Below are 23,331 nucleotides of genomic sequence, written 5' to 3'. Positions count from 1 at the left end.
GCCAAGCCGATGCTAGGCTCTGGCGACGGGCAGGTGCCCGTTTCGCCGGAGCGCATCGTGGAAGCCCTGCAGCCGATTGCCGACAATCTCTGGACGGTGCGCGCGCCGCAGACCTTCATCGGCCTGCACATCGGCACGCAGATGACCGTCGTGCGCCTCAGCGGCGGTGGCCTCGTGCTGCATTCGCCGATCGCCATCGCGCCCGAGCTGCGCGACCGGATCGAAGCGCTCGGGCCGGTGCAGTACATCGTCTGTCCCAACCTGTTTCACCATCTGCACGCCGGCAGCGCACTCGCGATCTGGCCGGAAGCGAAGCTGTACGGGCCGGCGGCCCTGCAGCGCAAGCGCAAGGATCTGAGCTTCGATGGGCTGTTCGGCGAGTCGCTGCCGTCCAGCTGGCGTGAGGACCTCGTCGGCGTGACGATCGACGGCAGCCTGCTCGGCGAGACCGTGCTGTTTCACGGCGCGTCAAAGACGCTGATCACGGCGGACCTGATCGAGAATTTCTCGCACAGCGACCATGCGCCGACGCGCTGGTACCTGAAGCTTGGCGGTATCTATGGCAAGCCGGGCTGGCATCCCTTGCTGCGGATGATGTACATCAAGCGCCGCAAGGCGCGCGCCTCGATGCAGCGCATTCTCGACCTGCCGTTCGAGCGCGTGCTCGTGGCGCATGGCGCCAACATCGAGCGCGATGCCCGCGCGATCATCCGCAACGGGCTCGGCTGGTTGTTGTGAGGCGTTACCAGGCGCCGTTGGTCACCCGCACGACGTAGAAGCCGCCGTAGCCGTCGGTGTACCAGATCTCCTTGCGCTCCGGCACGAACGACGGGCTCGACATCGCCCAGTTGCTCGCCTCGAATACCGGCGTGATGCGCGGATTGACCGGCGCGTTGAAGTAGGCGATCTCGCGCGGCTTTTTCGGATCGCGGATATCGAAGATGCGCAGGCCGGACACGATCATGCTGCAGGCCGCGATATCCGGATTCACCCGCGTCGGGATGTTGCAGTAGTGGCCGGCGTAGCCCTGGATCGGCAGGAACGCGCCCGGATCGCCGGCAATCGCGTCGCGGTTCTCCGGCTCGTGCACTTCGAGGCGCAGGTTGGAGATGACGAAAGGCGCGGTCTCGTCGCTGATGTCAATGATGCGACCGGCGCCGACGATATCGCCATGCGCGGCGACGCTGCCGCCGTTCGACGAGTACTCGTCGATTTCCAGCAGATAGGGCTTGCCGTCGCGGGTGAACGGAAGCGCGTTCTGCGGAATCGTCTGGTTGTCCCAGGACACCTTGCCGACTTCGCGCACCTGCGGGTTCGCCGTGCGTGCCTGGATTTCCGAAGTGTCGAGAATCAGCACGCCGTTGCCGTTGCCGGCGGCCAGATAGGCGCGGTTGCCGTCGTCGCTGATCGACAGGCCGTGCGAGCGGTAGTTGCCGGTCCACAACGGGATCGACAGCAGCGGATTGCTGATGTCGACCGCGGTCAGCGTCGGCGTGCCGGGCGACGACGAGAAGAAGGTCTTGCCGTCCGGCGCCATGCCGCTCTCGTGGCCGAGGAAGCCGAAGCCGAGCGTCGAACGCAGCACCGGGTGGCGGCAGTCTTCCGACAGGTCGTAGACGTCGATCGCGCCCGGATAGAACGCCGGGTTGCCGAGCACGGCGGCGAGCACGCCGCCTTGCTGGGATACGACCAGCGATTCGTGCGGCGACAGCATCGCCGGCGTCAGCAGGCGCGCGGTGCGCACCGGCTGGGTCGGATCGCTCATGTCGAGGACGTTGACGCCGGCCTCGAGGTCCAGGATGTTGGTCGGGTAGAGCAGGGTCGTGTCGTAGTACGCGCACTCGCGGCCGTTCTTGTCGACGTAGCGCTCGACCTTGAAGCCGCCGACCGTGCCGATCGGATTCTCGACCGTGTACGAGCCGACCATCTCGGTGTTGCAGGTGTACCCCTCGGCGGCACGGCCGCTGTCGTGGTCTTCCCGGCTGACGCGTCCCTGCATGCCGGTTTCCGGACGCGAGCCGGTGCCGCAGCTCGCTTTCGGCGTGGGGCCGTCGACGACTTCCGTCGGGCCGCCTTCGCTGCCGCCGCAGGCGCTCAGCGCCGACACGACGGTCAGGCACAGCAGGGAACGCCGCAGCGTCGTGAGCGGCGTCTTGATCTTGGTCTGAGCTTTCATGGTCTGGCTCCCCCGAGCACTGTTTCCGACACTGTCTTGCGTGCCGTTTCGCGCAGTATATCCGCGCGCGGGGTCACTCCGGTGTCGCTGCTATCGCCATCAGCGTGCGCTGGATGCGATAGATCTCCTCCGATTGCTCGAGCACGATCCGGCCGGCGAGGTCGCGCACGACCGGCACGCGCGCTTCCGCGGCTGCGAACTGCGCCATCGGGATGCCGCCCTGGTGATGGGCCAGCATCAGGCGCAGGAACTCCTTGTCGCGGGCGCGGCCGTCGAGCAAGCGCAGGCGGTTGAGCTCGTCGTCGGTCGCCAGGCCGACCATGCCGGTCGGTGCGCGCTGGCAGTCGAGCAGGTAGCGCTGCAGGGTTTCGTCGAGCGGCTTGCTGCCGAGGCGCATCCAGTCCATGCCGCGCTTGTCGGAGATCAGCGGCTGGTTCCACAGCCGCAGCCAGCCGCGCATCTCGCCAAGCTCGAGCAGCTGGGTTGCCGCGATGGTCCTGGCGAGCGGCGCCAGCGGCGTCGGCCGGTTGTCGAGCATCAGCTGCGCCATGCCGATCGCCTGCTGGTGATGCAGGGCCATGGACTGGGCAAAACCGATGTCGACCGGGCTGGGCGTCGCCGGCACGGCGGTCTCGCTGCGGGACAGCAGGGGCCACACCAGATGTTCGCCGGCAAGGATGCCGAGCGCGCTGAGGATTGCCGCGGCAAGCACGGTCCGGTCTGGAAGCTGCATGGGCGCGAGCATAACAAACGGACGACATATGACTCGCCGTAAACTATGCGCATGACAGATGCCGGCACCCCCCGCGCGACTCCGCCGGAACCCTCGAAAACTCCAAACGCGCCGCTCACCGAGCCGCACTCCCTGCGCGGTGTGCTGCTGTTCATGCTCGGCGTCTTCCTGTTCGCCTGCATGGACAGCGCGACGAAGTATCTGGTCGCCAGCTACGACGTGCCGCTGGTCGTCGCGATCCGCTACATCGGCAACTGTCTTCTGATGATCGTGCTGCTGGCGCCGACCCAGGGCCGCAAGCTCGTCCAGACGCAGCGCACCGGCCTGGTTGTGCTGCGCGCGGCCTGCCTGGCCGGGGCTTCGCTGATGGTCGGCCTGGCGTTTCAGCGGATGCCGGTTGCCGAAGCGACCGCGATCCTCTTTCTGTCGCCGCTGCTGGTTATGCTGTTCGCCGGCCCGGTGCTCGGCGAGCGCGCCGGCGTGCTGGGCTGGATCGCCGCGCTGGCCGGTTTCGGCGGCATCCTGCTGATCGCCCATCCGGGCGGCGAGATGGATCTGGCCGGCACCGCGTTCGCCCTCGGCGCGGCGGCATTCACGGTCGGTTACCAGCTGCTGTCGCGCATGCTCGCCACGACCGAGACCACGATCGCGATGCTGTTCTACACGGCGCTGATCGGCAGTATCGGCTACGGCCTGTACCTGCCCTGGTCCTGGGGCGGGCCGGCACCGACACCGTTGCAGCTGCTGCTGTTCCTGAGCCTGGGCGCACTGGCGGGGCTCGGACACTTTCTGTTCACCGCCGCGTTCCGCAGTGCCCCGGCGACCGTGCTGGCACCGATGACCTACATCCAGCTGCTGTGGGCGGGCCTGCTCGGCTGGCTGATCTTCGGCCATGTACCGGCGCCGCTGAGCATCCTCGGCATGGTCATCATCGCGCTGTCGGGCCTGGCGGTCGGCCTGCGTTCGCGGTTCAGCCGCCGCGTGCTGTCCGAGCCGATCGAGTAATTCCGCCGCGCCGCGATTGCGGGCATAGTCAGCGCGCCGATCAGGAGAACGCCGTGACCGAAGCCGATCCCCAAGTCTGTCAGCGCAGCGAGCTGCAGGCCTCGCCGATCCTGAAAGACGTCGCGGATACCGTCGCCGACGAACTGATCGCACGCGGCAAGGTGCTGGAACTCAAGCAGGGCGATCCGCTGCTGTTCCAGGACGTGCGCGGCGGCCACGGCCTGTTCTTCGTGCTGTCGGGAACGATGGGCGTCTACCGCAAGACCAACGATGTCGACACGCTGCGCATCGCCCAGCTCGGTGTCGGCGAGTGCCTCGGTGAATATTCGCTGCTCGACGGTCAGCCGATGTCGGCGTCGGCACGGGCAATGGAGGCGACGCGATTGCTGTTCATCCCGCGCGCGCAGTTTCTCGCGATCACCGAGCATGAGCCGAAAGCCGGCTGTCAGCTCTACCGTAATCTGGCCGCCTACCTCGTAAAGCGCCTGCGCGCGGCGAACGTCGACCGCTAAACCGCAGGCGCCGTCTGCGCTGTCGTGGCGACGGCTTGCAGTGCCGGAGTCCACAGGCGTTCAGCGGTTTGTTCGGTCAGCGCCGCCGCTTCGCTCAGCGCCGCCTGAGCGTCATCGCGTCGATCGGCTCGCATCAATGCAGACGCCAGCAACAGCAGATCCAGCGTCGCGCCGAGCCCCACGCCCATCGCACGGCGCTGCGCAAGCGCCTGCCGCATGTGCTCGATTGCCAGGCTGTCGAGATCACCGGGCTGCAGGCTGGCGCCGTGCAGGATCACGGCGGCGGCTTCCCAATGCGGCAGGCCGTATTCGCGGGCATGCCGCAGCAGCTCCTCCGCCCGCGCTTGCGCGCTGCGATCTCCGGCCAGCCAGTCCAGCACGCCCTGCCGATACAGCGCGAGGCTGAGGCTGCTCGCCGAGAAATGTTCGTCGGCGAGGCTGCGCGCCTGCGCCGCCAGCTGCCTCGCGCGCAGCGGCATGTCGAGTAGCCAGTACAGCCAGGCGGCGGTCGCCACGCAATCAACGCGCAGATCCTGCGCATGCAGCATCTGCGCGAAGGCCTGGATGGGCAACTCGCAGTAATCGAGACCCGGCTCCAGCTGCTCGCGCGCAGCGTCGAGTTCGCCGCGGAACAGCAGCACGGCGCCCATCGCCAGCCGTGCCTGCAGATTGAGCAGATTGTCCTGCGGATGTCCCGTGGCGAGATCCAGCAGCTGACGGCCGATCACCTGTGCAGTGTCGAAGTCGGCGCCGATGGCCCGATACAGGAACAGGCCCCACAGCGCGGAGGCGCGGCGGGTTTCGTCGCCGAGCCGGCGGGCAAGCTCGTCGGCGGCGGCGAAGGCCTGCAGCACGGCGGGCGCCGTGTAGCCGCGACTGGCAATCAGTGCCGCGCCGAGCTGCAGATGCAGTTGCAGAAGCTGCCGCGCACGCGAATCGTCGTCGTCGGTCACCGCCAGCAGATCGATCGCGCGCCGCAGTGCATCGGCCGCCGGCTGCGGCGCGCAGCGCAGCAAGGCGTTTTCTCCGGCGAGTTGATGGAACCGCGCCGCCTGTCGTGGCAGCTGCGCCGCTTCGTAGTGGCGTGCCAGCTCGCCGGCGATCTCGCGACTGCGCTCGGCATGACCGGCTTCACTGCGGGTGGCGACCGCCAGATGCAGACTGGCGCGGCGGCCGCTGCTGAGCTGGCGATACAGCGCGGTCTGATACAGGCCATGGCGGAAGCCATAGCGCCCTCCGGCGGTGCCGTCCGGCCAGATCGCGAGCCCGCGGTCTTCGATGAACGCGCCGTGCCGGGCGAGACGATTGCAGAGCATCTCGGCGGCGGATTCCGACAGCCCCAGCATGGCGGCTACGCAGGCGGTGGTGAATTCGATGCCCTCGACGCTCGCGGCTTCGAGGACGTCCTGCTCGTCCTGCGGCAGGCGCGCGGCCTGCATGCGGATCATTTCCAGCAGCCCGTTGGGAACGAGTTCGCTGGCGAATCCGCGGTCGTCGCCGGCCGGTTGCAGACCCGCGGCCTCGGACAGCTGCACCATGAACAACGGCAGTCCTTCCGTGCGCCGGTATAGCGCCATGAACTGATCGCGAAGATCGGGGCGATCGGGAAAACGCCGGGCGAGGTATTCGGCCGCATCGCGGTCCTGCAGATGCGCCAGCGCCAGCTCGATCGCGCGCGCCTCGCCGACGAGCGTGCGCTTTATCTCGTTGACTGGATGGCGCGCGACGATCGCATCGACCGGTCGGTAGCTGCACAGCAGCAGCAGGCGCGCGGGGTTCTGGCGGCGGCTCAGCAGTTGCAGCAGCTCCACCGTCGGCGGATCGCTCCAGTGCAGATCTTCGAGAATCAGAACCAGCGGCTGCTCCAGCGACAGGCGCTCCAGCGCGTCGACCAGTTCGCGCTGACGTCGCAGCGGCGTGGCGTCGGCGATGCGCGCCTGCAGTTCGCTGCGTTCGGACTCGCGCAGCGTGGTCATCTGCGCCAGCCAGGCGGGCGCCTGCTGGGTCAGCAGCTCGACGGCGCGGGCGCCATTGTCGAGGCGGCACAGCTGATCGAGCGCTTCGAGCAGCGGCAGATAGGCTTCTCCGCCGCCGACGCTTTCGATGCAGCGGCCGCTCGCAATCAGCGGCGTCGGCGTCGATGCGCGCAGCTCCGCCGCGCAGTGCTCGATCAAGGCGGTCTTGCCGATGCCCGCCTCGCCGGTGACGAACACGAGCTGGCGTTGCCCGTTGTGTGCCAGCGACCAGGCCTCGTGCAGCCGCGCAGCCTCTGCGGCCCGGCCGACGAGGATGGCGCTGCTCGGCGGCATCGACGGCGGTGCTGCGTCGGTGTCGACGCGTGCCACGAAGCGGAAGCCGACACGATGCACGGTGGCGATATAGCGCGGCGCGCGCGGGTCGTCGTCGAGCGCGGTGCGCAGCACCTGGATCTGGAACGACAGCGCAGTTTCGGTCACGACCCGCTGCGGCCAGACCGCGTCGAACAACAGCGCCTTGGTGACGACGACATCCGGCTGGCGCGCCAGCGTCCATAGCAGGCGCAAGGTCTTGGGCTGCAGGTGAATCGGCTGGCCATCGCGCAGCAGCGGACCCTGCGCCGACAGCAGCTGAAACGGCCCGAACCGCAGTCCCGAACTGTCCCCCACGTGCACCCCCCGATGCCTGTCGCCAGTCAACAGACCCGGCGGCCGGCCGGACGGCGAATCGCCGCGAATCGCTAAGGGTTTGCTAAGGACATCGATGCCGGCGTCGGGCCCAATGATGCTCATGAATCCGGAAACCGCGAACGATCCGCTGACGCCCGAACGGGCATTCGTCGTCCAGCTTCGCGCTGGCGCCAACTCGGCCAATGGGGAGCTGAGCGGGCGCATCGAGCATGTGATTTCCGGTCGCGCCGCACGGTTCAGCAGCCTGGTTGAGCTGGCGGCGTTCATGAATGCAACCATCCGGGGGGATGAAGACCATGAAGCGCAATGAATTCCGGGCCGTACTGTTGGGTTTCATCGGTTTGGCGGCGGCAGCCCGGGCCGATGCCGGAACCGTCACGTTCAACTACACGACCGACAACGCGACCCAGACCTGGACCGTGCCCGCCGGTGTGACGCAGGCGACCTTCGATGTGCAGGGCGCCGCCGGCGGCAATCGCACCGGCCGCTCTATCGTCGGCGGCAAGGGCGGACACAGCGTCGCTGTGTTCGCGACCACGCCCGGCGAAATCATCAAGCTGGTTGTCGGCAAAGCCGGCGCGAATACCGCTGGCGCCAACACGATCAGTGCGGGCGGCGCCCCGGGCGGCGGCGATGGTTACGTGGTGATCACCCCCGGACCTCCCAGCGGCGGCGCGGGCGGTGGCGGCGCGAGCATCGTCGGCCGCAGCACGCTCGATCTCGCGACACCTCTGCTCAACACCTGGCTGATCGCCGGCGGAGGCGGAGGCGGTGCCGGCGACGTGGGGACGTCCAACGGTGGCGATGGCGGCGGGCTCAGCGGCGCAGCGGGCGGAACGCCACCCTGTACCTCGGCAGGGGGCAACCAGACCGGCACGACCGGCAGCGGTCAGGCATTGCAGGGTCAGGATGCCGGCACTTCGGAGGGGGCGGGTGGCGGTGGCGGCTATTACGGCGGCCAGGTCAGCAACTGCGGTGGCGGCGGCGGTTCGGGTTATGTGAGCAGCACGGCACTGGAAGCCGCGAGCTTTCCAGCCCCGACCAATACCGGCAACGGCGTCATCACTATCAGTTGGGACAATCCGCCGCTGGTCGTCAACAGCAGTGCAGACACGGACGACGGCAGCTGTACGGTGTCGAACTGCACGCTGCGCGAAGCGATCGAAGCGGCGAACGCCGCGGACGGTGCAGACAGCATCAGCTTCGATCTGCCGGTCGGCACGACCATCACGCTTGGCAGCCTGCTGCCGACGGTAGTCACCGAGCTGGCGATCGACGGCAGCGAGCGCCGGATCACGCTCGACGCCGCCGGCAACTCGGGCATCCTCATCGTCAGCAACGACGGCACGCTGGCGCTGACCGGGCTGACCCTGACCCGCGGCAACCAGGCCAACGGCGGCGCGCTGAACGTCACCGGTGCCGTCGTCATTGATCGCTGCACCTTCATTGCCAACAACGCGACGACGCAGGGCGGAGCGATCGCGATCCAGGGCATCAGCCTGCGCATCAGCAACAGCAGTTTCATTGCCAACACCAGCAGCTTCGGTGCAGCGATCCAGTCCTACAGCGACCTGTTCATCGACAACTCGACGTTCTCCGGCAACCTCGCGATCGAGGGCGTCAACAAGGCCGGCGGCGCCTTGCTGGTGGCCGACGTGGTGGAGATTTCCAACAGCAGCTTCATCGACAACGAAGCGACGTTCCGCGGCGCGGCGATCCTCAGTACTTCGGGCAGCGACATGCGCCTGCGCAACGTGCTGTTCTCCGGCAACAAGTCGACCGATATCCCCGGCAGCTGTGTCGACATCGCCGGCAATCCGACCGACGACGGCGGCAACCTTGCGGACGATGCGAGCTGTGGATTTTCGGCAGGCAGTTCCAGGGTCGCGACCACCGCCGCGATCAAGGTCGGTCCACTCGCCGACAACGGCGGGCCGACGCGAACGCATGCGCTGCTGCCGGGCAGCGCCGCGATCGATGCCGGCGTCAGCTGCGCGGCGGCGCCGGTCGACAACCTCGACCAGCGCGGCGTCACACGGCCGATCAACGGCCTCGGCGCGGGCAGTGCGAACGGCGAGGTGGATGGTGCCTGCGACGTCGGTGCCTACGAGGCGGGGCGCTACGACTTCGGCGACGCCCCGGACGATGCGACCACGCCGCGTTACCCGACGCTGCTGGTCAACGACGGCGCGCTGCATCAGGTCCTTGCCTCCGCACCTCATCTGGGCGCCGTTGCGCCGGACGCCGAAGGCACGGTGAGCGCCGTCGCGGGTGCGGTCGGCGACGACAACAACCAGGCGAGCAACGACGAAGACGGCATCGACGACGCGCTGACGCTGATCGCCGGCTCGACCGCGTCCATCCCGGTCGACATCAGCGGCAGCGGCCGGCTCAGTGCCTGGGTCGACTGGAACCGCAGTGGCAGCTGGGCGGACAGCGGCGAGCAGATCGCCAACGATCGCAGTGTCACGGCCGTGGGGGCGACGCTGGCGCCCGCTGTGCCGATTGGGGCGAGCATCGGCACGAGTTACCTGCGCTTGCGCATCTGTTCGGCGAGCGGCCAGTGCAATGTTGCCGGCGGTGTCGCCGAAGATGGCGAGGTCGAAGACCATGCGGTGACGATCGCGAAGGCAACGGTGACGCTGTCGGCCGGCGCGAGCTCGGTGCCCGAGGGCAACAACCTGACGATCACCGCCACCAGCTCGACGGTACTGAGCGAGGCCATCACCGTCACGCTCGCGACGAGCGGTACGGCAACGGCGGGCGACTACAGCTTGCCGGCCAGCATCGTGATTGCGGCCGGGCAGCTTGCGGCGAGCGTGACGCTGGCGACGATCGAGGATGCGGCTGTCGAGGCCAACGAGATGGTGATCATCGATATCGACAGCGTCACCAATGCCCTGGAGTCCGGCACCCAGCAGCAGACGGTGACGATCCTTAACGACGATGCCGGCGCGACGCCGACGCCGGGTCCGACCGCCAGCCCGACGCCGACGGCTGTGCCGAGCGCAACGCCGACACCGACACCGGCCGCAACGGCAACGCCCACTGCGCTGCCGACGGCGAGCCCAAGCCCGACGGCGGTGCCGACCGTCGCACCAACTCCGACGCCGACGCCCGTCGTTCGCACCGCGGTGACCACCGATCCCGAAGGCCGCGAGGTGGTGCTGACCTTGCCGGAGGGCGGCAGCATCGGCGGTTTTGCGCGCGGTACGCCGCCGGCGGGCGCGGCGTTTGCGGATGGTTACTACGAGCTGGAGATCGACGGCATCGCGGCCGGCGGGACGGTGACGGCAGTCATCGACTTTGCGGCGGATATCGACATTCGCGACTACCTCGGTTGCGTGGGCAGCGCGTGCGACGAGATCCCCGGTGTCGAGATTGACGGCAGCACGGTGACGGTCACGCTCACCGATGGCGGCGTCGGCGACAGCGACGGTCTCGCCAATGGCGTGATCGTCTTCGCCGGCGGTCCCGCCAGACGCGGCGGCGGTGGCGGCAGCTTCGGTTGGCTTGGCATGCTGCCGCTGTTCGGCCTCGCGGCGCTGCGTCGGAACAGACGGTCGGTGAGCGGCAATCCGGGCTAACATCCGGGTCTCGTCAGACCGGGGAACTGGCAGATGCGTTGTTCCGTTCGCTGGATGCGTGCCGTGCGCGGCGGGCTGATGTTGCTGGTGCTGGGGGCGTCGGAATCGGCTGTCGCCTACGAGTACAAGAGCTTCGAATCGGACGGCGTCAAGCTGGCGTATGTCGACGAAGGCTCAGGCACGCCGGTGATCCTGCTGCACGGGTTCCAGGGCAACTTCGAGAACGGCTCGGCGATGATGGCGGACGCGTTGCGCCAGGACTTCCGCGTCATCGGCTTCGATCAGCGCGGGCACGGTCGCAGCGACAAGCCGCATGGCGAGCATGACTATGGCCTGCATTTCGCCGACGACGTGCTCAATCTGATGAAGACCCTGCGCATCGAGAAAGCCCATCTGGTCGGCCATTCGATGGGCGGAATCACCGCCATGTATCTCGCCGCGCATTTTCCGCAGCGCTTCCACAGCGTGACGACGATCGGCAATGGCCTGTTTAGCGGGGCCGAACTGCATTTGATCGGCTGGCTGTTCCGCGGCAAGTTTCTGTGGGGCGATGTGAAGGCCTTGTTTTCCACTGCCGAAGTGGCCGCCGATCCACAGCACGACGAACAGGCCCTCAAGCTGATCGTCAGCAGCCTACATGCGCTGACCGTCAGGCCGGAGGAGGCCACGGCCATCAAGCTGCCGCTGCTGGCCGCGCGCGGCGGCCCCGAGGACGATCCGAATGACACAGTTGAACGCCTGGTCGGCGTCAATCCGGCAGTGCAGATGATCCGCATCGAGTCGACGGATCACATGACGCTGTTGAAGAACGACGAGTTTCTGGGTGGCTTGAAGCGATTCCTGCAGGCCAGCAATCCGCAGGCTTCGGTCGCGACGGCTGCCGCTCAGTCCGCCAGCGGGGAGTAGGCGCGTGCTTATTTCTTGCGGCGCGCGGCCTTGAGGCCCATCTTCACCGCATCGATCAGATCCAGCGGGATGCTCCTGCGCACATAGCGGATCAGTTCGCCGCGGATGCGGCGCTTCGACGCGGCATGCGCCGGCATGTCGAGCTTGGCGAACTCGGCGGCGCAGGCTTTCGCGTGAGCGAGCAGGGCCTCCGGTGCAACCACTTCATCGAAGAAGCCGGCGGTCAGCGCCGCATCGACCGAGAAGTATTTCGACAGTGTCACCGCCGACTGGTAATCCGACGGCCTCAGGCGATGCTTGAGCATCGCCGCGGCGACGCGCGGCATCGTCAGGCCCAGCGCAACTTCGTTGGCGGAAATCTTGAAGTCGCCGGCGCTGCCGATGATGTAGTCGGCCGACAGCATCAGGAACACGCCCATCGCCAGCACATGGCCGTTGCAGGCCGCGACCACCGGATACGGATAGGCCATCACGCGCGCCGTCAGCGAATAGCCGGCGCGCAACATGCGCAGCGTGTCGGCGCCGCCGGACTTCATGACCTTGAGATCGAAGCCGGCCGAGAACACCGACTCGCGGCCGGTCAGGATCACCGGCGCGCGATCGGCCTCGGCGCGGTCGAGCGCCGCGTTGATCTGGCGGAACATCTCTGGCGACAGCGCATTGCGCTTGCCGTCGTCGAGTTCGATGACGGCGATGCCGTCCTCCAGCCTGTATCGGACCAGCTCGCTCATCGTGCACCCGGTTCGTGAAGGTTTTTCAGGTTCCAGCCTAGCAAACCTGCGATGGAAATCCTGCGTATCGATCCGATGCGTCGGGTCCGCAGGTAAACTCCGCAGGCCGGGGTCGGGCCGCATGCGGCGGTATCAGGGGGCGTTGATGAATGTGCTGGTGAATGGCGAGCTCCGTGCGGTCGACGTGGCGCCGGACAAGCCGTTGCTGTGGGTGCTGCGCGACGAGCTCAAGCTGACCGGCAGCAAGTACGGCTGCGGTCGCGCACTGTGCGGCGCCTGCACCGTGCACATCGACGGCCAGCCGACGCGCTCCTGCGTACTGCCGGTCGGTGCCGTCGGTGCGCGCGAGGTCCGCACGATCGAGGCGATGGCGGACGACGCCGTCGGACAGCGCGTGCAGCGCGCCTGGTGCGCGATCAACGTGCCGCAGTGCGGCTACTGCCAGTCCGGCCAGATCATGGCGGCCACCGCGCTGCTCACCGCGAATCCGCAGCCCAGCGACCGCGACATCGATGAAGCGATGTCCGGCAATCTGTGCCGCTGCGGGACCTATGCGCGCATCCGCCGCGCGATCCACCAGCTCGCCGGGGACGGCGAGTGAGCGCGACGGCGCCCGCGCTGGCGCTGAGCCGCCGGCATTTCCTCAAGCTGACCGCGCTGGTCGGCGGCGGCCTGTTGATCTCCTGCGGCTCCAGCGTACCGCTCGACGACGAGACACCACCGCCGCCTGGCGCGGACACCGCGCTCGGCGATTTCCTGCGCATCGGCGCCGACAACCGCATCACCGTGCTGGTCGGCTCGACCGAGATCGGCCAGGGCATCCTTACCGGCATTGCTATGGCGGTGGCCGAGGAACTTGACGCCGACTGGAATCTGGTCGGCGCGGAGCATTCGCCGGTCGCGCTGCGCTATGGCAATCCGTATTACACCGGCGCCTTGCAGGCGACGGTCGGCAGCTCGTCGATGCGCGGTTACTACCGGCCGCAGCGCGAGATGGGGGCGCTGGTGCGGCGCCTGTTGGTGGAGACCGCGGCTGCGCGCTGGCAGGTGGATGCGGCGTTGCTGGTCACCGAGAACAGCCATGTCATCGACGTTGCCGGCGGACGGCGGCTCAGCTACGGCGAACTCGCTGCCGATGCCGCGACACGGCGCATGCCGCGCACGGCGCCGTTGAAGGCGGCCAGCGAATTCCGTGTGATCGGCACACCGCGCCAGCGCCTCGATGCGCAGGCGCAGGTCGATGGCAGCCGCGTGTACGGCATCGATTTCGAGATCCCCGGCATGCTGACCGCGGTCGTCGCCCGACCGCCGCGCTTCTACGGCCAGGTGCTCAGCTACGACGACAGCGCGACGCTGGCCGTGCCGGGCGTGCGTGAAGTCCATCGCACCGCGATCGGCGTGGTCGTGGTTGCTGACAACTACTGGGCGGCGGAGCAGGGGCGCAAGGCGCTCGCCGTGCAGTGGATCGAGACGCTGGCCGGACGCACGGATTCCGTGCAACAGCGCGAGCGTTACCGGAATCTGCTGGCGCTGCCGGGCATCCCGAGCCGCGTCGACGGTGTAGTGGCGACGGCGCAGCTGCTGGCCGCCGAAGTGCTGCAGGCCGACTATCACTTTCCGTTCCAGGCGCATGCGCCGATGGAGCCGCTGAATGTCGTGATCGACTACGACGGCCGTCGCGCACGGATCTGGACCGGCAGTCAGTCGCCGACGCTGGACCGGCTGTATGCCTGCGCCGTGCTCGGCCTGCTGCCGAACCAGATCGAGTTCAATGTGCTGCCGGCCGGTGGCGGCTTCGGCCGCCGCGGCAGCTTCCTCGGTGATTTCGTCCGCGACGCCTGCCAAGTGGCGCGCGCCGTGCGCAAGCCGCTGAAGCTGATCTGGAGCCGCGAGGACGACATGCGCGGCGGCTCCTACCGGCCGATGGCCGCCGTGCGCGTCGGTGCGGCACTCGACGCGAACGGCCGCATCAGTGCCTGGACGCATCGCTCGGTCAACCAGGACATCACCGCGGCGGCACCCGCGGAAACGCTGCTCGACGCGGTCGCGGCGCTCAACAATGGCGAGCGGCCGCCCCTGCATGAGCTGACGCGCCTCGACCAGACATTTCCGTACGCGGTGCGCAATCTGCGTACCGACTTCCATCTCGATGCGCTGCCGCTGATGCCGGCGCAGTTCATGCGCGCGGTCAACAAGTACACCGACGTCTTCGCGCAGGAGAGCTTTCTCGACGAAGTCGCGCAACGCGCCGGCCGCGAGCCGTATCAGCTGCGCCGCGAACTGCTCGCTGAGCAGCCGCGCCTGCTGGCAGTGCTCGAAGCCGCGGCGACGGCAGCGGGCTGGAGTTCGCCGCTGCCGGCACCGCAGGACGGTGAGGGCAGGCGCGCCCGCGGCATCGCGGCGATGGGCCACTGGAACAGCCACATCGCGCAGGTCGTCGAGCTCAGCGTCGACGATGAGAAGCGGATCATCCTGCATCGCGTCGTCAGCGCGGTCGACTGCGGCACGATCGTCAATCCGGACCTGGTTCGAGCACAGATCGAATCGGCGGTCGTGTTCGCGCTGACCAGCCTGTTCTACGGCGAGATCACGCTGGTCGACGGCGTCGTCCAGCAGGGCAATTTCGACGACTACCGCCTGCTGCGCATGTACGAGACGCCGGACATCGAGACGGTACTCATCGCCAGCAACGAGACGCCGGGCGGCGTCGGCGAGCTGGGCGTGTCCTGCGTCGGACCGGCGCTGGCGAATGCGATCTTCGCCGCCACTGGCGCGGCGATCCGCGAGCTGCCGCTGAAGAACCTCGGCTACCGGCTGGGCGAGCGGCATGCCGCAGCGGGCGTGGTGGCATGAGGCGCGCGATCCTGCTGGCGGCGCTGATGCTGTCCGTGCCGGCGGCGCAGGCCGACAATGCGCTGTTCGCGCCGGTCCACGAGGTGCTGACGCATCCGCGCTGCCTGAACTGCCATACAAAGACCGAGTTCCCGCGCCAGGACGACGAGCGCCGCCGGCACGATCAGCTGGTCGTGCGCGGACCGGACAACCACGGTGCGCCGACGCTGCAGTGCGCGGCCTGCCATCAGGATCGCAACAGCGCCGACGACGCCGTGCCCGGCGCGCCGCACTGGGCGCTTGCACCGCTGAGCATGGCCTGGGAAGAGCTGACGCCGTCGCAGCTGTGCGAAACCCTGAAGGATCGCAGCCGCAACGGTGATCGCGACCTGGCCGCGCTGCTCAGGCACATGAGCGAGGACGCGCTGGTCCTGTGGGGCTGGTCGCCCGGTCGCGGGCGCACGCCGCCGCCGCTCGGTCATCCGCAGTTCGTCGCCGCATTGCGCGCCTGGATTGATGGCGGTGCGCCTTGCGACTAGTCCGGGACCGGCGGCGCCGGCGCGGCGTTGTTGCCGCAGGCCCTAGAATCCGCCCATGAAAGATTTCGGCACCTACGACTACATCATCGTCGGCGGCGGCACCGCCGGCTGCACACTCGCCAACCGCCTGTCGAAGGACCCGGCGAACTCGGTGCTGCTGCTCGAAGCCGGCGGCAAGGACAACTGGATCTGGATCCACATCCCGGTCGGTTACCTCTATTGCATCGGCAACCCGCGCACCGACTGGTGCTACCGCACGCAGGCCGAGGAAGGCCTCGGCGGCCGTTCGATCCTCTACGCGCGCGGTCGCGTGCTCGGCGGCAGTTCGTCGATCAACGCGATGATCTACATGCGCGGCCAGACGCGCGACTACGACGAGTGGGCGCAGCTGAGCGGCGACGACTCCTGGCGCTGGGACCAGGTGTTGCCGATCTTCAAGCGCAGCGAGGATCACTGGCGCGGCGGCGACGCGCATCACGGCAGCGGCGGCGAGCTGCGGGTCGAGGAACAACGCCTGCGCTGGGACATCCTCGATCGCTTCGCCGATGCCGCAGAGCAGGCCGGGATTCCGCGCACGAAGGACTTCAACACCGGCGACAACACCGGCGCCGGCAAATTCGAGGTGACCCAGCGTCGCGGCGTGCGCTGGAGCGCGGCGCGCGCATTCCTGCGGCCGGCGCTGAAGCGGCCGAACCTGCGCGTCGTCACCGGCGCGCTGATCGACAAGCTGACGTTCGACGGCACGCGGGTCAGTGGCGTCGAGTTCTCGCTGGGCGGCGAAACGCTGCAGGCGAAGTCGCGCGTCGAGACGGTGCTGGCTGCCGGCTCGATCGGCTCGCCGGCGATCCTGCAGCGCTCGGGGATCGGCGATTCTCGGAAGCTGGCCGAACTGGGCATCGAGGTGCGCGCCGATCTGCCGGGCGTCGGCGCCAATCTGCAGGACCATCTGCAGCTGCGGTCGATCTACCAGATTGCCGGCATCCGCTCGCTCAACCAGCTCGCCAACAATCTGTTCGGCCAGGCCTGGATGGGCATGGAGTATCTGTGGCGCCGCGGCGGTCCGCTGAGCATGGCGCCGAGCCAGCTCGGCGTGTTCACCAAGTCCGATCCTTCGCAGCCGACGCCGAACCTGGAGTACCACGTGCAGCCGCTGTCGCTCGACAAGTTCGGCGACCCGCTGCATCGCTTCCCGGCGTTCACCGCCAGCGTCTGCGCGCTGCGGCCGACTTCGCGCGGCAGCGTCACGATCACGTCACGCGCCGCGGCCGATGCGCCGCTGATCGCACCGCGCTATCTGTCGACGCCGGAGGATCGCAAGGTCGCCGCCGATGCCTTGCGGCTGACGCGGCGCATCGTCTCGATGCCGGCGCTCGCGCCGTACCAGCCGAAGGAATACCTGCCCGGCCCGCAGTACGAAGACGACGAAGCGCTGGCGGTGGCCGCCGGCATGGTCGGCACGACCATCTTCCACCCGGTCGGCACCTGCAGGATGGGTCGCGCCGACGATGCGGGCGCTGTCGTCGATACCCGCCTGCGCCTGCGCGGCATCGCCGGGCTGCGCGTGGCGGATGCGTCGATCATGCCGACGATCACGTCCGGCAATACCAACGCGCCGACGCTGATGATTGCCGAGAAAGCCGCCGCCATGATTCTTGAGGATTGCCGCAAGCCATGAACACTGCGAAGACGCTTCATCTGCCGCTCGCGCTTGGTGCGGCGCTGCTGCTTTCCGCCTGCGGCGAGGACGGTGAAAGTGGCGGCGTCAGCGCCAGCGGCAAGCTGACTTACAGCGACTGCAGCGAGCAGACGGCGCTGGTCTTCGTGCCGACCTTGCTGATGCCAGCGTTGCCCGAAGGTTTTGCCTACACGACGCCGGCCGGAGACATCGGCATTGCGGCGATTCACATCAGCGGCGCGAGCTGCCAGCCGGCCGAGGGTGGGGAAGCCGTGCGCGAGGTGCTGGCCTTCGCGCTGGCGGACGTCCCGGAGAAGTACCGCTCGCCGGATATCGCGACCTACGCCGTCGCGCTCGGCGGCTACAGCACCCGCGCGAAGTCGGTGGCGCAGTTCGAGGCCTGGGGCCTGCATGGGCTGATCGAGCCCGCCGAGATCACGATCACGCTCGACGAAGTTGCCGGCGTGCGGATCGGTAGCGTCGAGGCCGTCGGCGCCAACAGCCGCCTCATGACGCAGATCAACGCGCTGGGGCCGGAGACCGTGGCGGAAGCCGGCGGCGGTCATACGCGGGCGCTGTACGTGCGCGATGGCGAGGTGCTCGGCGCCGTCGATGCGGTCTACAGCGAGCAGACCGGCATCATCGGTGTCGGGACGGTGACGCAAAGCGGCAGCGGGCCGATTCCGTTGCCGCTGAGTCCTTCGACCGGCAGCCATGCCTTCGACTATTCGCTGGAGATTTCGAGCCCGGTCCTCGAATGAGCGGGGCTGAAATCACTGCGCTTTGCGTCAAGTTCCCGCCGGCCCGGCGTCTGGCCGTTGCCGGCGGCAAAGTTCAGAATAGTCTTCAGCCAAATCACGAAGATGCAGGAGAGCGACCATGATGAACATGGGTGACGGCAAATGTCCCTTTGAATTCAATTTCGATCCGGCCAGCTTCAAGGTCGGCGATGTCGTCAGCTACCGCGTTCCCAAGCTCGGCGATTTCCCATTCGTTGCGCAGATCGTCGCGGTGCATGCCGACCACATCGAGATCGTCGATCAGGGCACGCCGGAGAAGGTCTACCGCGCGACCCGCGACGCCCGCCCGGTCGTCAGCGACGAGCAGGCGCTGAGTTAATTAGGCGCGCTGCAGCTTGTTCGCAGGCGGCTTGCCCGCCTTCGGCGCACTGGAGGCGCGCACGGCATCCATCAGGGTGTCGAAAGCCTGCTGGTGCCGGGTCGGTCCTGGCCCGTCCACGGACCGGCTGCAATCCCGGCCGTAATAGGCCTGCGATCGCGCGGTTGCATGGTCCAGCGTGCTGCGCGGAGTTCCCATCACGTTCTCTTCGGGTGATCCGGTCACCCGAGCATCCCGTTTTTCCATGCGCGCTCTCCTGATCCCTGAAGGAAGTCCGGCGCAACGGCCGGGCTGGCCAGGCTGATGAGCAAGCGCCGTGCCCGGCGTTCCGCGCGTGCGGCGCTGGTAGCTCGTGCTGGATGCGGGCCGCGAAATGCAGATGCCGGTATCGGCGCTCCTGCAATCTGCTGCCGGGCGCGAGCTAAGCCGCCTTCGAACGGCGCTTGGCCGGCACCTTCATCCCTTTCTTTCGCGCTTCCGACAGGCCGATCGCAATCGCCTGCTTGCGGCTGCGCACGGTGCCGCCCTTGCCGTCCTTGCCGCTCTTCAAGGTGCCCTTCTTGGCGCGATGCACTGCGCTCTTGACGACTTTCGAGGCGCCCCGGCTGTAGCGGCGTCGGCTGGTTTTCTTTGCGGCTGGCATGTTCACGCTCCGTTGTCTGACAGCTTGCAACGACGCGGCAGAAATCGTGCCCGGCGTGGAGCGGCAGACAGCCTTGCCTTTCGGTGAAGGTTCCGCTTTGATGCAGCTTCGGACGCTCAAGGATGGGGCGCAGCCATGAACGCAAGGAAGCTGGCATCTGCATACGCGGACGCCGTGCTCGACTACCTGGAAACGGGCACCGAGCAGGGCATTCTCTACAAGGACGAGATGTTTCTGTTCGTCGAATCCGCCGACAACGGCGGTGCGCCGCAGCTGTGGGTCGACGGACGTTGGACGACATTCGTCACGGACATTTCGAGCACGACGAATCAGCTCAGTCCGGATTTCTGCGCCACGCAATTGCGTGCGCAGATCATCGAGCACCTGATCTACAGCGGCAAGGCGCAGCAGCTGGCAGCGGGAATCGGCATCACCGAACTGCGCTGAAGCCCGCGAACGCGGCACGTGATTTGCTGTGCGGGCTCTCATCGAGGCCCGCGGGCCGATCATGGGAGCTTGCAATGCGATCGCGGCTGAGGCGCAGCAAGGATTGCCAGCCCGGCTGGCGGCGACTGCGCCGCGGCCCGGGCTTCGTCTATCTGAACAGCAATGGGCAGCGCATCAAATCCGCGCAGGCGCTGGCGCGCATCCGTCACCTCGCGATTCCCCCCGCCTACAAGGACGTCTGGATCTGCGCCGACCCGCAGGGCCACCTGCAGTACACCGGCATGGATGCGCGTGGCCGCAAGCAGTATCGGTATCACGCCGCCTGGCGCGAAGCGCGCGACCGCAAGAAGTTTTCCCGCGTGCGACGCTTCGGGCGCAAGTTGCCGTCGATCCGGCGCTGCCTGTCGCGCGATCTGCGGGCGCGGCAAGGCGGCCGCGCAAAGGCGATCGCGGCGGCGCTGAGCCTGCTCGACCAGACCGGGCTGCGTGTCGGCAGCCGCGCTTATCTGCGCGAGAACGGAACCTACGGATTGACGACATTGCGCAGCCGACACCTAAGCATCCAGCGCGGACGCGCTCGCCTCGAGTTCCGCGGCAAGGGCGGCGCCAGGGCACAGGTCGAGATCCGCGAGCCGACGCTGGTGCGTATCCTGCGCAGCGGCAGCGCGTCGTCGTCGGCGTTGCTGGGCTATCGCACCGCCGACGGCCATCGCGAGATCGATGCCGCCGCGGTCAACGCGAGCCTGCAGGAGATGGCTGGAGAAGCAGTTACCGCGAAAGACTTCCGGACCTGGACGGCCAACGTGCGGCTGCTGAAGTTGCTCAGGCGCCTCAACCAGCAGGGCCTGTGCGACGGTCGCAATCTGCGTCGGGCGATCGCCGAAGTCGCGGCGGGACTTGGCAATACGCCGGCGGTCTGCCGCCGCGCCTACATCGATCCGGCATTGATCGACGCTTACAGTGCCGGCGCGCTCGCCGATCTGCAGCCTGCGCGCTGCAGCGGATTGCGGATCGACGAGCGGCGCTACCTGGCGCTCGGCGAGCCGCCGCCATAGCGGCATCGCGGGTTGCCGGTCTGCCTGTCATAATGCGAGTCATTCTCATTGGTGCGGCGGGCATTGAACGTGGGCGTACTCGAGCAGGTGCAGGCGCGGCTGGAGCTTGGTGACGTCGATGGCGCGCTGGCCGACTGCCGTGCGCAGCTGATCAGCGATCCCGGCAGTGCCGATGCGCACCGCCACCTCGGCCGGCTGCTGGCCGCTCGCGGCGAGTTCGTCGCAGCGTTGCGGCACGCGCAACGCGCCTGCGAGCTGGCGCCGAACGATCCGCGCTCATGGTCTGACCTGGGGCTGGTCTACGCCTCGGAACGGCGTCTCGACGATGCGGCCCGCTGCTTTTTCGAGGCGATCCAGATCGATCCGCGGCATGCGGATGCCTGGCACAACCTCGGCCTCACGCTGCGCAAGCTCGACGACCGGCAGGGCGCCTTCAATGCGTTCAAGAACGCGCTGCTCGCGGCGCCGGAGCGTGCGGAGACCTATCTAGCCCTTGGCAATCTGCTGATCGATCAAGGCCAGCTCGAAGACGCGCTGGAATGTTTCGAACGCGCCGCCAAACACGATCCAACCCTGGCGCGCGCACGCAGCCGGCTCGCCCAGCATTTGTCGCAGGCCGGCAAGGTGCGGCGTGCCGAGTCGCTGTTCCGTCAATCGCTGGGGCTCGATCCGGAGCATGTGCAAGGCTGGTTCGGTCTCGGGCGCACGCTGGAAGATCTCGGCGAGGCCGAGGGCGCGCTCGGCTGCTATCTGCAGGTGCTTGAACGCCGGCCCGGACATGCGCATGCACTGGGTCAGTATCTGGCGCTGCTGAAGGACGACGCCGATCCGAAGGTGTTGGCGAACGCCGATGCGGCGATGCAGGTCAGCGACGGCAAGGACGAAGCAAAGGCGCTGATCGGCTACGGCCTTGCCAAGTATCACGACCGTCGCCGCGACTACGCGCGGGCGACCGCAGCGGGGCTGGCCGCCAATGCCGCGCGCCGTCGCGCCAGCGGTCCGCTCGATCGCGCGGCGCTGCAGGCGCGCGTCGATCGCATCATCGAAACCTACGACGGCGAGTTCTTCCGCGCCCATCGTCGCCTCGGCCTGGGCGTCGACCAGCCGGTCTTCATCGTCGGGCTGCCGCGTTCCGGCACGACCCTGACCGAACAGATTCTTTCGTCACATCCGCGACTGCATGGCGCCGGCGAGTTGCCGGATCTGTCGCGCATTGCCGCGCAGTGCATCGGCGAGCAGGAACAGAGCTGGCAGGCTGCAACGAAGCTCGACGAGGTGACGTCGCGGGCGCGGGCGCAGGAGTATCTCAAGGCATTGCGCGAAGGCGCGCCGCAGGGGCGGCTGCGGATCAGCGACAAGTCGCCGCTGAACTTCTTCCAGCTTGCCTTCGCGGCTCTGCTGTTTCCAAACGCACGCGTCGTCCATTGCATCCGCGATGCGCGCGACAACGCCCTGTCGATCTGGATGGAAAACTTCAATGCCGACCAGCGCTATGCGACGGACTTCGCCGATCTGGCATTCTTCCGCGAGCAGTACGATCGCCTGATGGCGCATTGGCGCACGCATCTGCCGCTGCAGATGCTGGAGCTGCGCTACGAGGATACGGTGGCCGATCTCGAAGTCCAGGCGCGCCGCCTCGTGAGCTTTCTCGGTGCGCCCTGGGACGCGCGCTGCCTCGATTTCCACAAGGCCGAGCGCGCGGTGCAGACGCCGAGCCGCTGGCAGGTGCGCCAGCCGATCTACAACCAGTCGGTCGAACGCTGGCGCGCCTATGCGCCGTATCTGGCCGACATCGAATCCGCGTTTTCAGCCTGGGACGTTGCCGCGCAGGCCTGAGCCGCGGTGCGGCATCAGGAGAGTGCCCGCTCGATCCAGTCCGCGACCATGCGCGTGATCGGCTCCGGCATCTCGCGATGCGGAATGTGGCCGCAGTGCTCGATGATCTCGGCGCTCGAAGGGCCTTGCACGCCATCGGCGATGCGGCGCGGATGCACGGTCGAACCGTATTCGTCGTTCTGCCCGTGAATGGCGAGGGTCGGGCAGCTCACCTGCTTCAGCGCAGCGTCCAGCGTCCAGTCCGCGAAGCCCGGCGACAGCCAGGTCTCGATCCAGGCATTCAACACCCATTCGGCCTTGTCGCCGTGATAGCGCTTGAGTTTGTCGAGCTGACCCGGCTGGGCGAACAGCTGCTTCGCCTGATTGATGCCGTCGACCGTGCGCGCTTCGACAAAAGTCTGCGCGGACTCGGTGATCAGGGCCACGCAGGATGCCGCGAGCTGCCCGGCCACCTCGACGGCCATGCAGCCGCCGACGCTATGCCCCAGCGCGACGAATCGCCGGATGCCGAGATGCCCGGTCACCGCGCTGAAGCTGCTCAGCGCTTCGTCGTGAATGAAGCTGGGCGGCAATTTGCCGCGCGCCGGATCGGATCGGCCAAAGCCGATGCGGTCGTAGGCGAGCACCGTGCGGCCTGTGGCGATCGCCAGGCGCTCCGGAAAATCGCGCCACAGCTCCACGCAGCCGAGCGAATCGTGGAGCAGAACCAGCGGGATCGGATCCGCGGATGCAGACGAATCCGCGGTCCATGCCTTCGAGTAGACGCGACCCAGATCGGTGTCGATCCAGGTTTCCTGAGTGCTTGCTGTCATGAATTCCAATGTGCGGGCCGCGTGCAGAGCGCGGCGAGGTCTGCAATGTGCAGCGCA

22 protein-coding genes are annotated in these 23,331 nt (G+C 67.7%); 15 read left to right on the top strand and 7 right to left on the bottom strand.

The genetic code is table 11. The annotated features are described in order from the left end of the window. Positions 1 to 57 precede the first annotated feature (57 nt). The gene (locus tag AC3WUF_RS12025) at positions 58 to 738 is read left to right on the top strand and encodes a DUF4336 domain-containing protein (protein WP_492425837.1); all 681 of its coding nucleotides are present in this window, start codon (positions 58 to 60) and stop codon (positions 736 to 738) included. 4 nt (positions 739 to 742) lie between these two features. On the opposite strand, the gene AC3WUF_RS12020 is transcribed toward AC3WUF_RS12025, so the two are convergent. Together AC3WUF_RS12020 and AC3WUF_RS12015 are read right to left on the bottom strand one after the other, a co-directional pair. Then, positions 743 to 2,176, bottom strand: a complete 1,434-nt coding sequence (locus AC3WUF_RS12020; protein ID WP_492425835.1) for an LVIVD repeat-containing protein — start codon at positions 2,174 to 2,176, stop codon at positions 743 to 745. 73 nt (positions 2,177 to 2,249) lie between these two features. Next, complete coding sequence (locus AC3WUF_RS12015) at positions 2,250 to 2,909, bottom strand: DUF305 domain-containing protein (protein ID WP_492425833.1); 660 nt, start codon at positions 2,907 to 2,909, stop codon at positions 2,250 to 2,252. A 45-nt stretch (positions 2,910 to 2,954) separates the two neighbouring features. Between AC3WUF_RS12015 and AC3WUF_RS12010 the strand changes: the two genes are divergently transcribed. Both AC3WUF_RS12010 and AC3WUF_RS12005 read left to right on the top strand, forming a co-directional pair. Further along, complete coding sequence (locus AC3WUF_RS12010; RefSeq protein ID WP_492425831.1) at positions 2,955 to 3,914, top strand: DMT family transporter; 960 nt, start codon at positions 2,955 to 2,957, stop codon at positions 3,912 to 3,914. A gap of 53 nt (positions 3,915 to 3,967) precedes the next feature. Further along, on the top strand, positions 3,968 to 4,426 hold the full coding sequence (locus tag AC3WUF_RS12005) for a Crp/Fnr family transcriptional regulator (protein ID WP_492425829.1): 459 nt from the start codon (positions 3,968 to 3,970) through the stop codon (positions 4,424 to 4,426). Here AC3WUF_RS12005 and AC3WUF_RS12000 read toward each other — a convergent pair. Next, positions 4,423 to 7,071, bottom strand: a complete 2,649-nt coding sequence (locus tag AC3WUF_RS12000) for an AAA family ATPase (protein ID WP_492425827.1) — start codon at positions 7,069 to 7,071, stop codon at positions 4,423 to 4,425. The genes AC3WUF_RS12005 and AC3WUF_RS12000 overlap by 4 nt on opposite strands. 121 nt (positions 7,072 to 7,192) lie before the next feature. Between AC3WUF_RS12000 and AC3WUF_RS11995 the strand changes: the two genes are divergently transcribed. The 3 genes from AC3WUF_RS11995 to AC3WUF_RS11985 are packed head-to-tail and all read left to right on the top strand — an operon-like array spanning position 7,193 to position 11,585. Then, positions 7,193 to 7,402, top strand: a complete 210-nt coding sequence (locus AC3WUF_RS11995; protein WP_492425825.1) for a hypothetical protein — start codon at positions 7,193 to 7,195, stop codon at positions 7,400 to 7,402. Further along, the gene (locus AC3WUF_RS11990; protein WP_492425823.1) at positions 7,389 to 10,679 is read left to right on the top strand and encodes a choice-of-anchor Q domain-containing protein; all 3,291 of its coding nucleotides are present in this window, start codon (positions 7,389 to 7,391) and stop codon (positions 10,677 to 10,679) included. The genes AC3WUF_RS11995 and AC3WUF_RS11990 overlap by 14 nt, the downstream gene beginning before the upstream one ends. 33 nt (positions 10,680 to 10,712) lie before the next feature. Further along, entirely contained in the window at positions 10,713 to 11,585 is an 873-nt protein-coding gene (locus AC3WUF_RS11985; protein WP_492425821.1) for an alpha/beta fold hydrolase, read from the top strand. An 8-nt stretch (positions 11,586 to 11,593) separates the two neighbouring features. On the opposite strand, the gene AC3WUF_RS11980 is transcribed toward AC3WUF_RS11985, so the two are convergent. Then, positions 11,594 to 12,316, bottom strand: a complete 723-nt coding sequence (locus AC3WUF_RS11980) for a crotonase/enoyl-CoA hydratase family protein (protein WP_492425819.1) — start codon at positions 12,314 to 12,316, stop codon at positions 11,594 to 11,596. Positions 12,317 to 12,458: 142 nt separating this feature from the next. Here AC3WUF_RS11980 and AC3WUF_RS11975 point away from each other — a divergent pair, with 142 nt between their 5' ends. From AC3WUF_RS11975 to AC3WUF_RS11950, 6 genes are all read left to right on the top strand, one after another. Beyond that, positions 12,459 to 12,917: a (2Fe-2S)-binding protein gene (locus AC3WUF_RS11975; RefSeq protein WP_492427176.1), complete on the top strand. Its 459-nt coding sequence runs from the start codon at positions 12,459 to 12,461 to the stop codon at positions 12,915 to 12,917. After that, complete coding sequence (locus AC3WUF_RS11970) at positions 12,914 to 15,169, top strand: xanthine dehydrogenase family protein molybdopterin-binding subunit (protein WP_492425817.1); 2,256 nt, start codon at positions 12,914 to 12,916, stop codon at positions 15,167 to 15,169. The genes AC3WUF_RS11975 and AC3WUF_RS11970 overlap by 4 nt, the downstream gene beginning before the upstream one ends. Further along, positions 15,166 to 15,687: a hypothetical protein gene (locus AC3WUF_RS11965; protein WP_492425815.1), complete on the top strand. Its 522-nt coding sequence runs from the start codon at positions 15,166 to 15,168 to the stop codon at positions 15,685 to 15,687. The genes AC3WUF_RS11970 and AC3WUF_RS11965 overlap by 4 nt, the downstream gene beginning before the upstream one ends. Before the next feature lie 55 nt (positions 15,688 to 15,742). Continuing rightward, on the top strand, positions 15,743 to 17,362 hold the full coding sequence (locus AC3WUF_RS11960; RefSeq protein WP_492425813.1) for a GMC family oxidoreductase: 1,620 nt from the start codon (positions 15,743 to 15,745) through the stop codon (positions 17,360 to 17,362). After that, entirely contained in the window at positions 17,359 to 18,123 is a 765-nt protein-coding gene (locus tag AC3WUF_RS11955) for a hypothetical protein (RefSeq protein WP_492425811.1), read from the top strand. The genes AC3WUF_RS11960 and AC3WUF_RS11955 overlap by 4 nt, the downstream gene beginning before the upstream one ends. Before the next feature lie 118 nt (positions 18,124 to 18,241). Continuing rightward, positions 18,242 to 18,481 carry a S26 family signal peptidase gene (locus tag AC3WUF_RS11950; protein ID WP_492425809.1) on the top strand — a complete coding sequence of 80 codons (240 nt, stop codon included), beginning with the start codon at positions 18,242 to 18,244 and terminating at the stop codon, positions 18,479 to 18,481. Here AC3WUF_RS11950 and AC3WUF_RS11945 read toward each other — a convergent pair whose 3' ends face one another. Together AC3WUF_RS11945 and AC3WUF_RS11940 are read right to left on the bottom strand one after the other, a co-directional pair. Next, complete coding sequence (locus AC3WUF_RS11945; protein WP_492425807.1) at positions 18,482 to 18,727, bottom strand: hypothetical protein; 246 nt, start codon at positions 18,725 to 18,727, stop codon at positions 18,482 to 18,484. 175 nt (positions 18,728 to 18,902) lie between these two features. Beyond that, the gene (locus AC3WUF_RS11940) at positions 18,903 to 19,124 is read right to left on the bottom strand and encodes a DUF6496 domain-containing protein (RefSeq protein ID WP_492425805.1); all 222 of its coding nucleotides are present in this window, start codon (positions 19,122 to 19,124) and stop codon (positions 18,903 to 18,905) included. A gap of 135 nt (positions 19,125 to 19,259) precedes the next feature. Between AC3WUF_RS11940 and AC3WUF_RS11935 the strand changes: the two genes are divergently transcribed. The 3 genes from AC3WUF_RS11935 (at position 19,260) to AC3WUF_RS11925 (ending at position 22,462) form a co-directional block, all read left to right on the top strand. Further along, a complete protein-coding gene (locus AC3WUF_RS11935) occupies positions 19,260 to 19,571 on the top strand; it encodes a hypothetical protein (protein ID WP_492425803.1) in 312 nt (103 codons plus the stop codon). A gap of 74 nt (positions 19,572 to 19,645) precedes the next feature. Beyond that, the gene (locus AC3WUF_RS11930; RefSeq protein ID WP_492425801.1) at positions 19,646 to 20,626 is read left to right on the top strand and encodes a DNA topoisomerase IB; all 981 of its coding nucleotides are present in this window, start codon (positions 19,646 to 19,648) and stop codon (positions 20,624 to 20,626) included. A gap of 69 nt (positions 20,627 to 20,695) precedes the next feature. Continuing rightward, positions 20,696 to 22,462 carry a tetratricopeptide repeat-containing sulfotransferase family protein gene (locus AC3WUF_RS11925; RefSeq protein WP_492425799.1) on the top strand — a complete coding sequence of 589 codons (1,767 nt, stop codon included), beginning with the start codon at positions 20,696 to 20,698 and terminating at the stop codon, positions 22,460 to 22,462. Between the two features lie 14 nt (positions 22,463 to 22,476). Here the strand turns inward: AC3WUF_RS11925 and AC3WUF_RS11920 are convergent, their stop codons facing one another. Then, positions 22,477 to 23,274 carry an alpha/beta fold hydrolase gene (locus AC3WUF_RS11920; RefSeq protein WP_492425797.1) on the bottom strand — a complete coding sequence of 266 codons (798 nt, stop codon included), beginning with the start codon at positions 23,272 to 23,274 and terminating at the stop codon, positions 22,477 to 22,479. Between the last annotated feature and the right edge of the window lie 57 nt (positions 23,275 to 23,331).

Source organism: Fontimonas sp. FW305-C-3, assembly GCF_058783185.1.
Note: the sequence above shows the minus strand (reverse complement) of the source record. Positions and strands in the feature narration are given on the sequence as shown.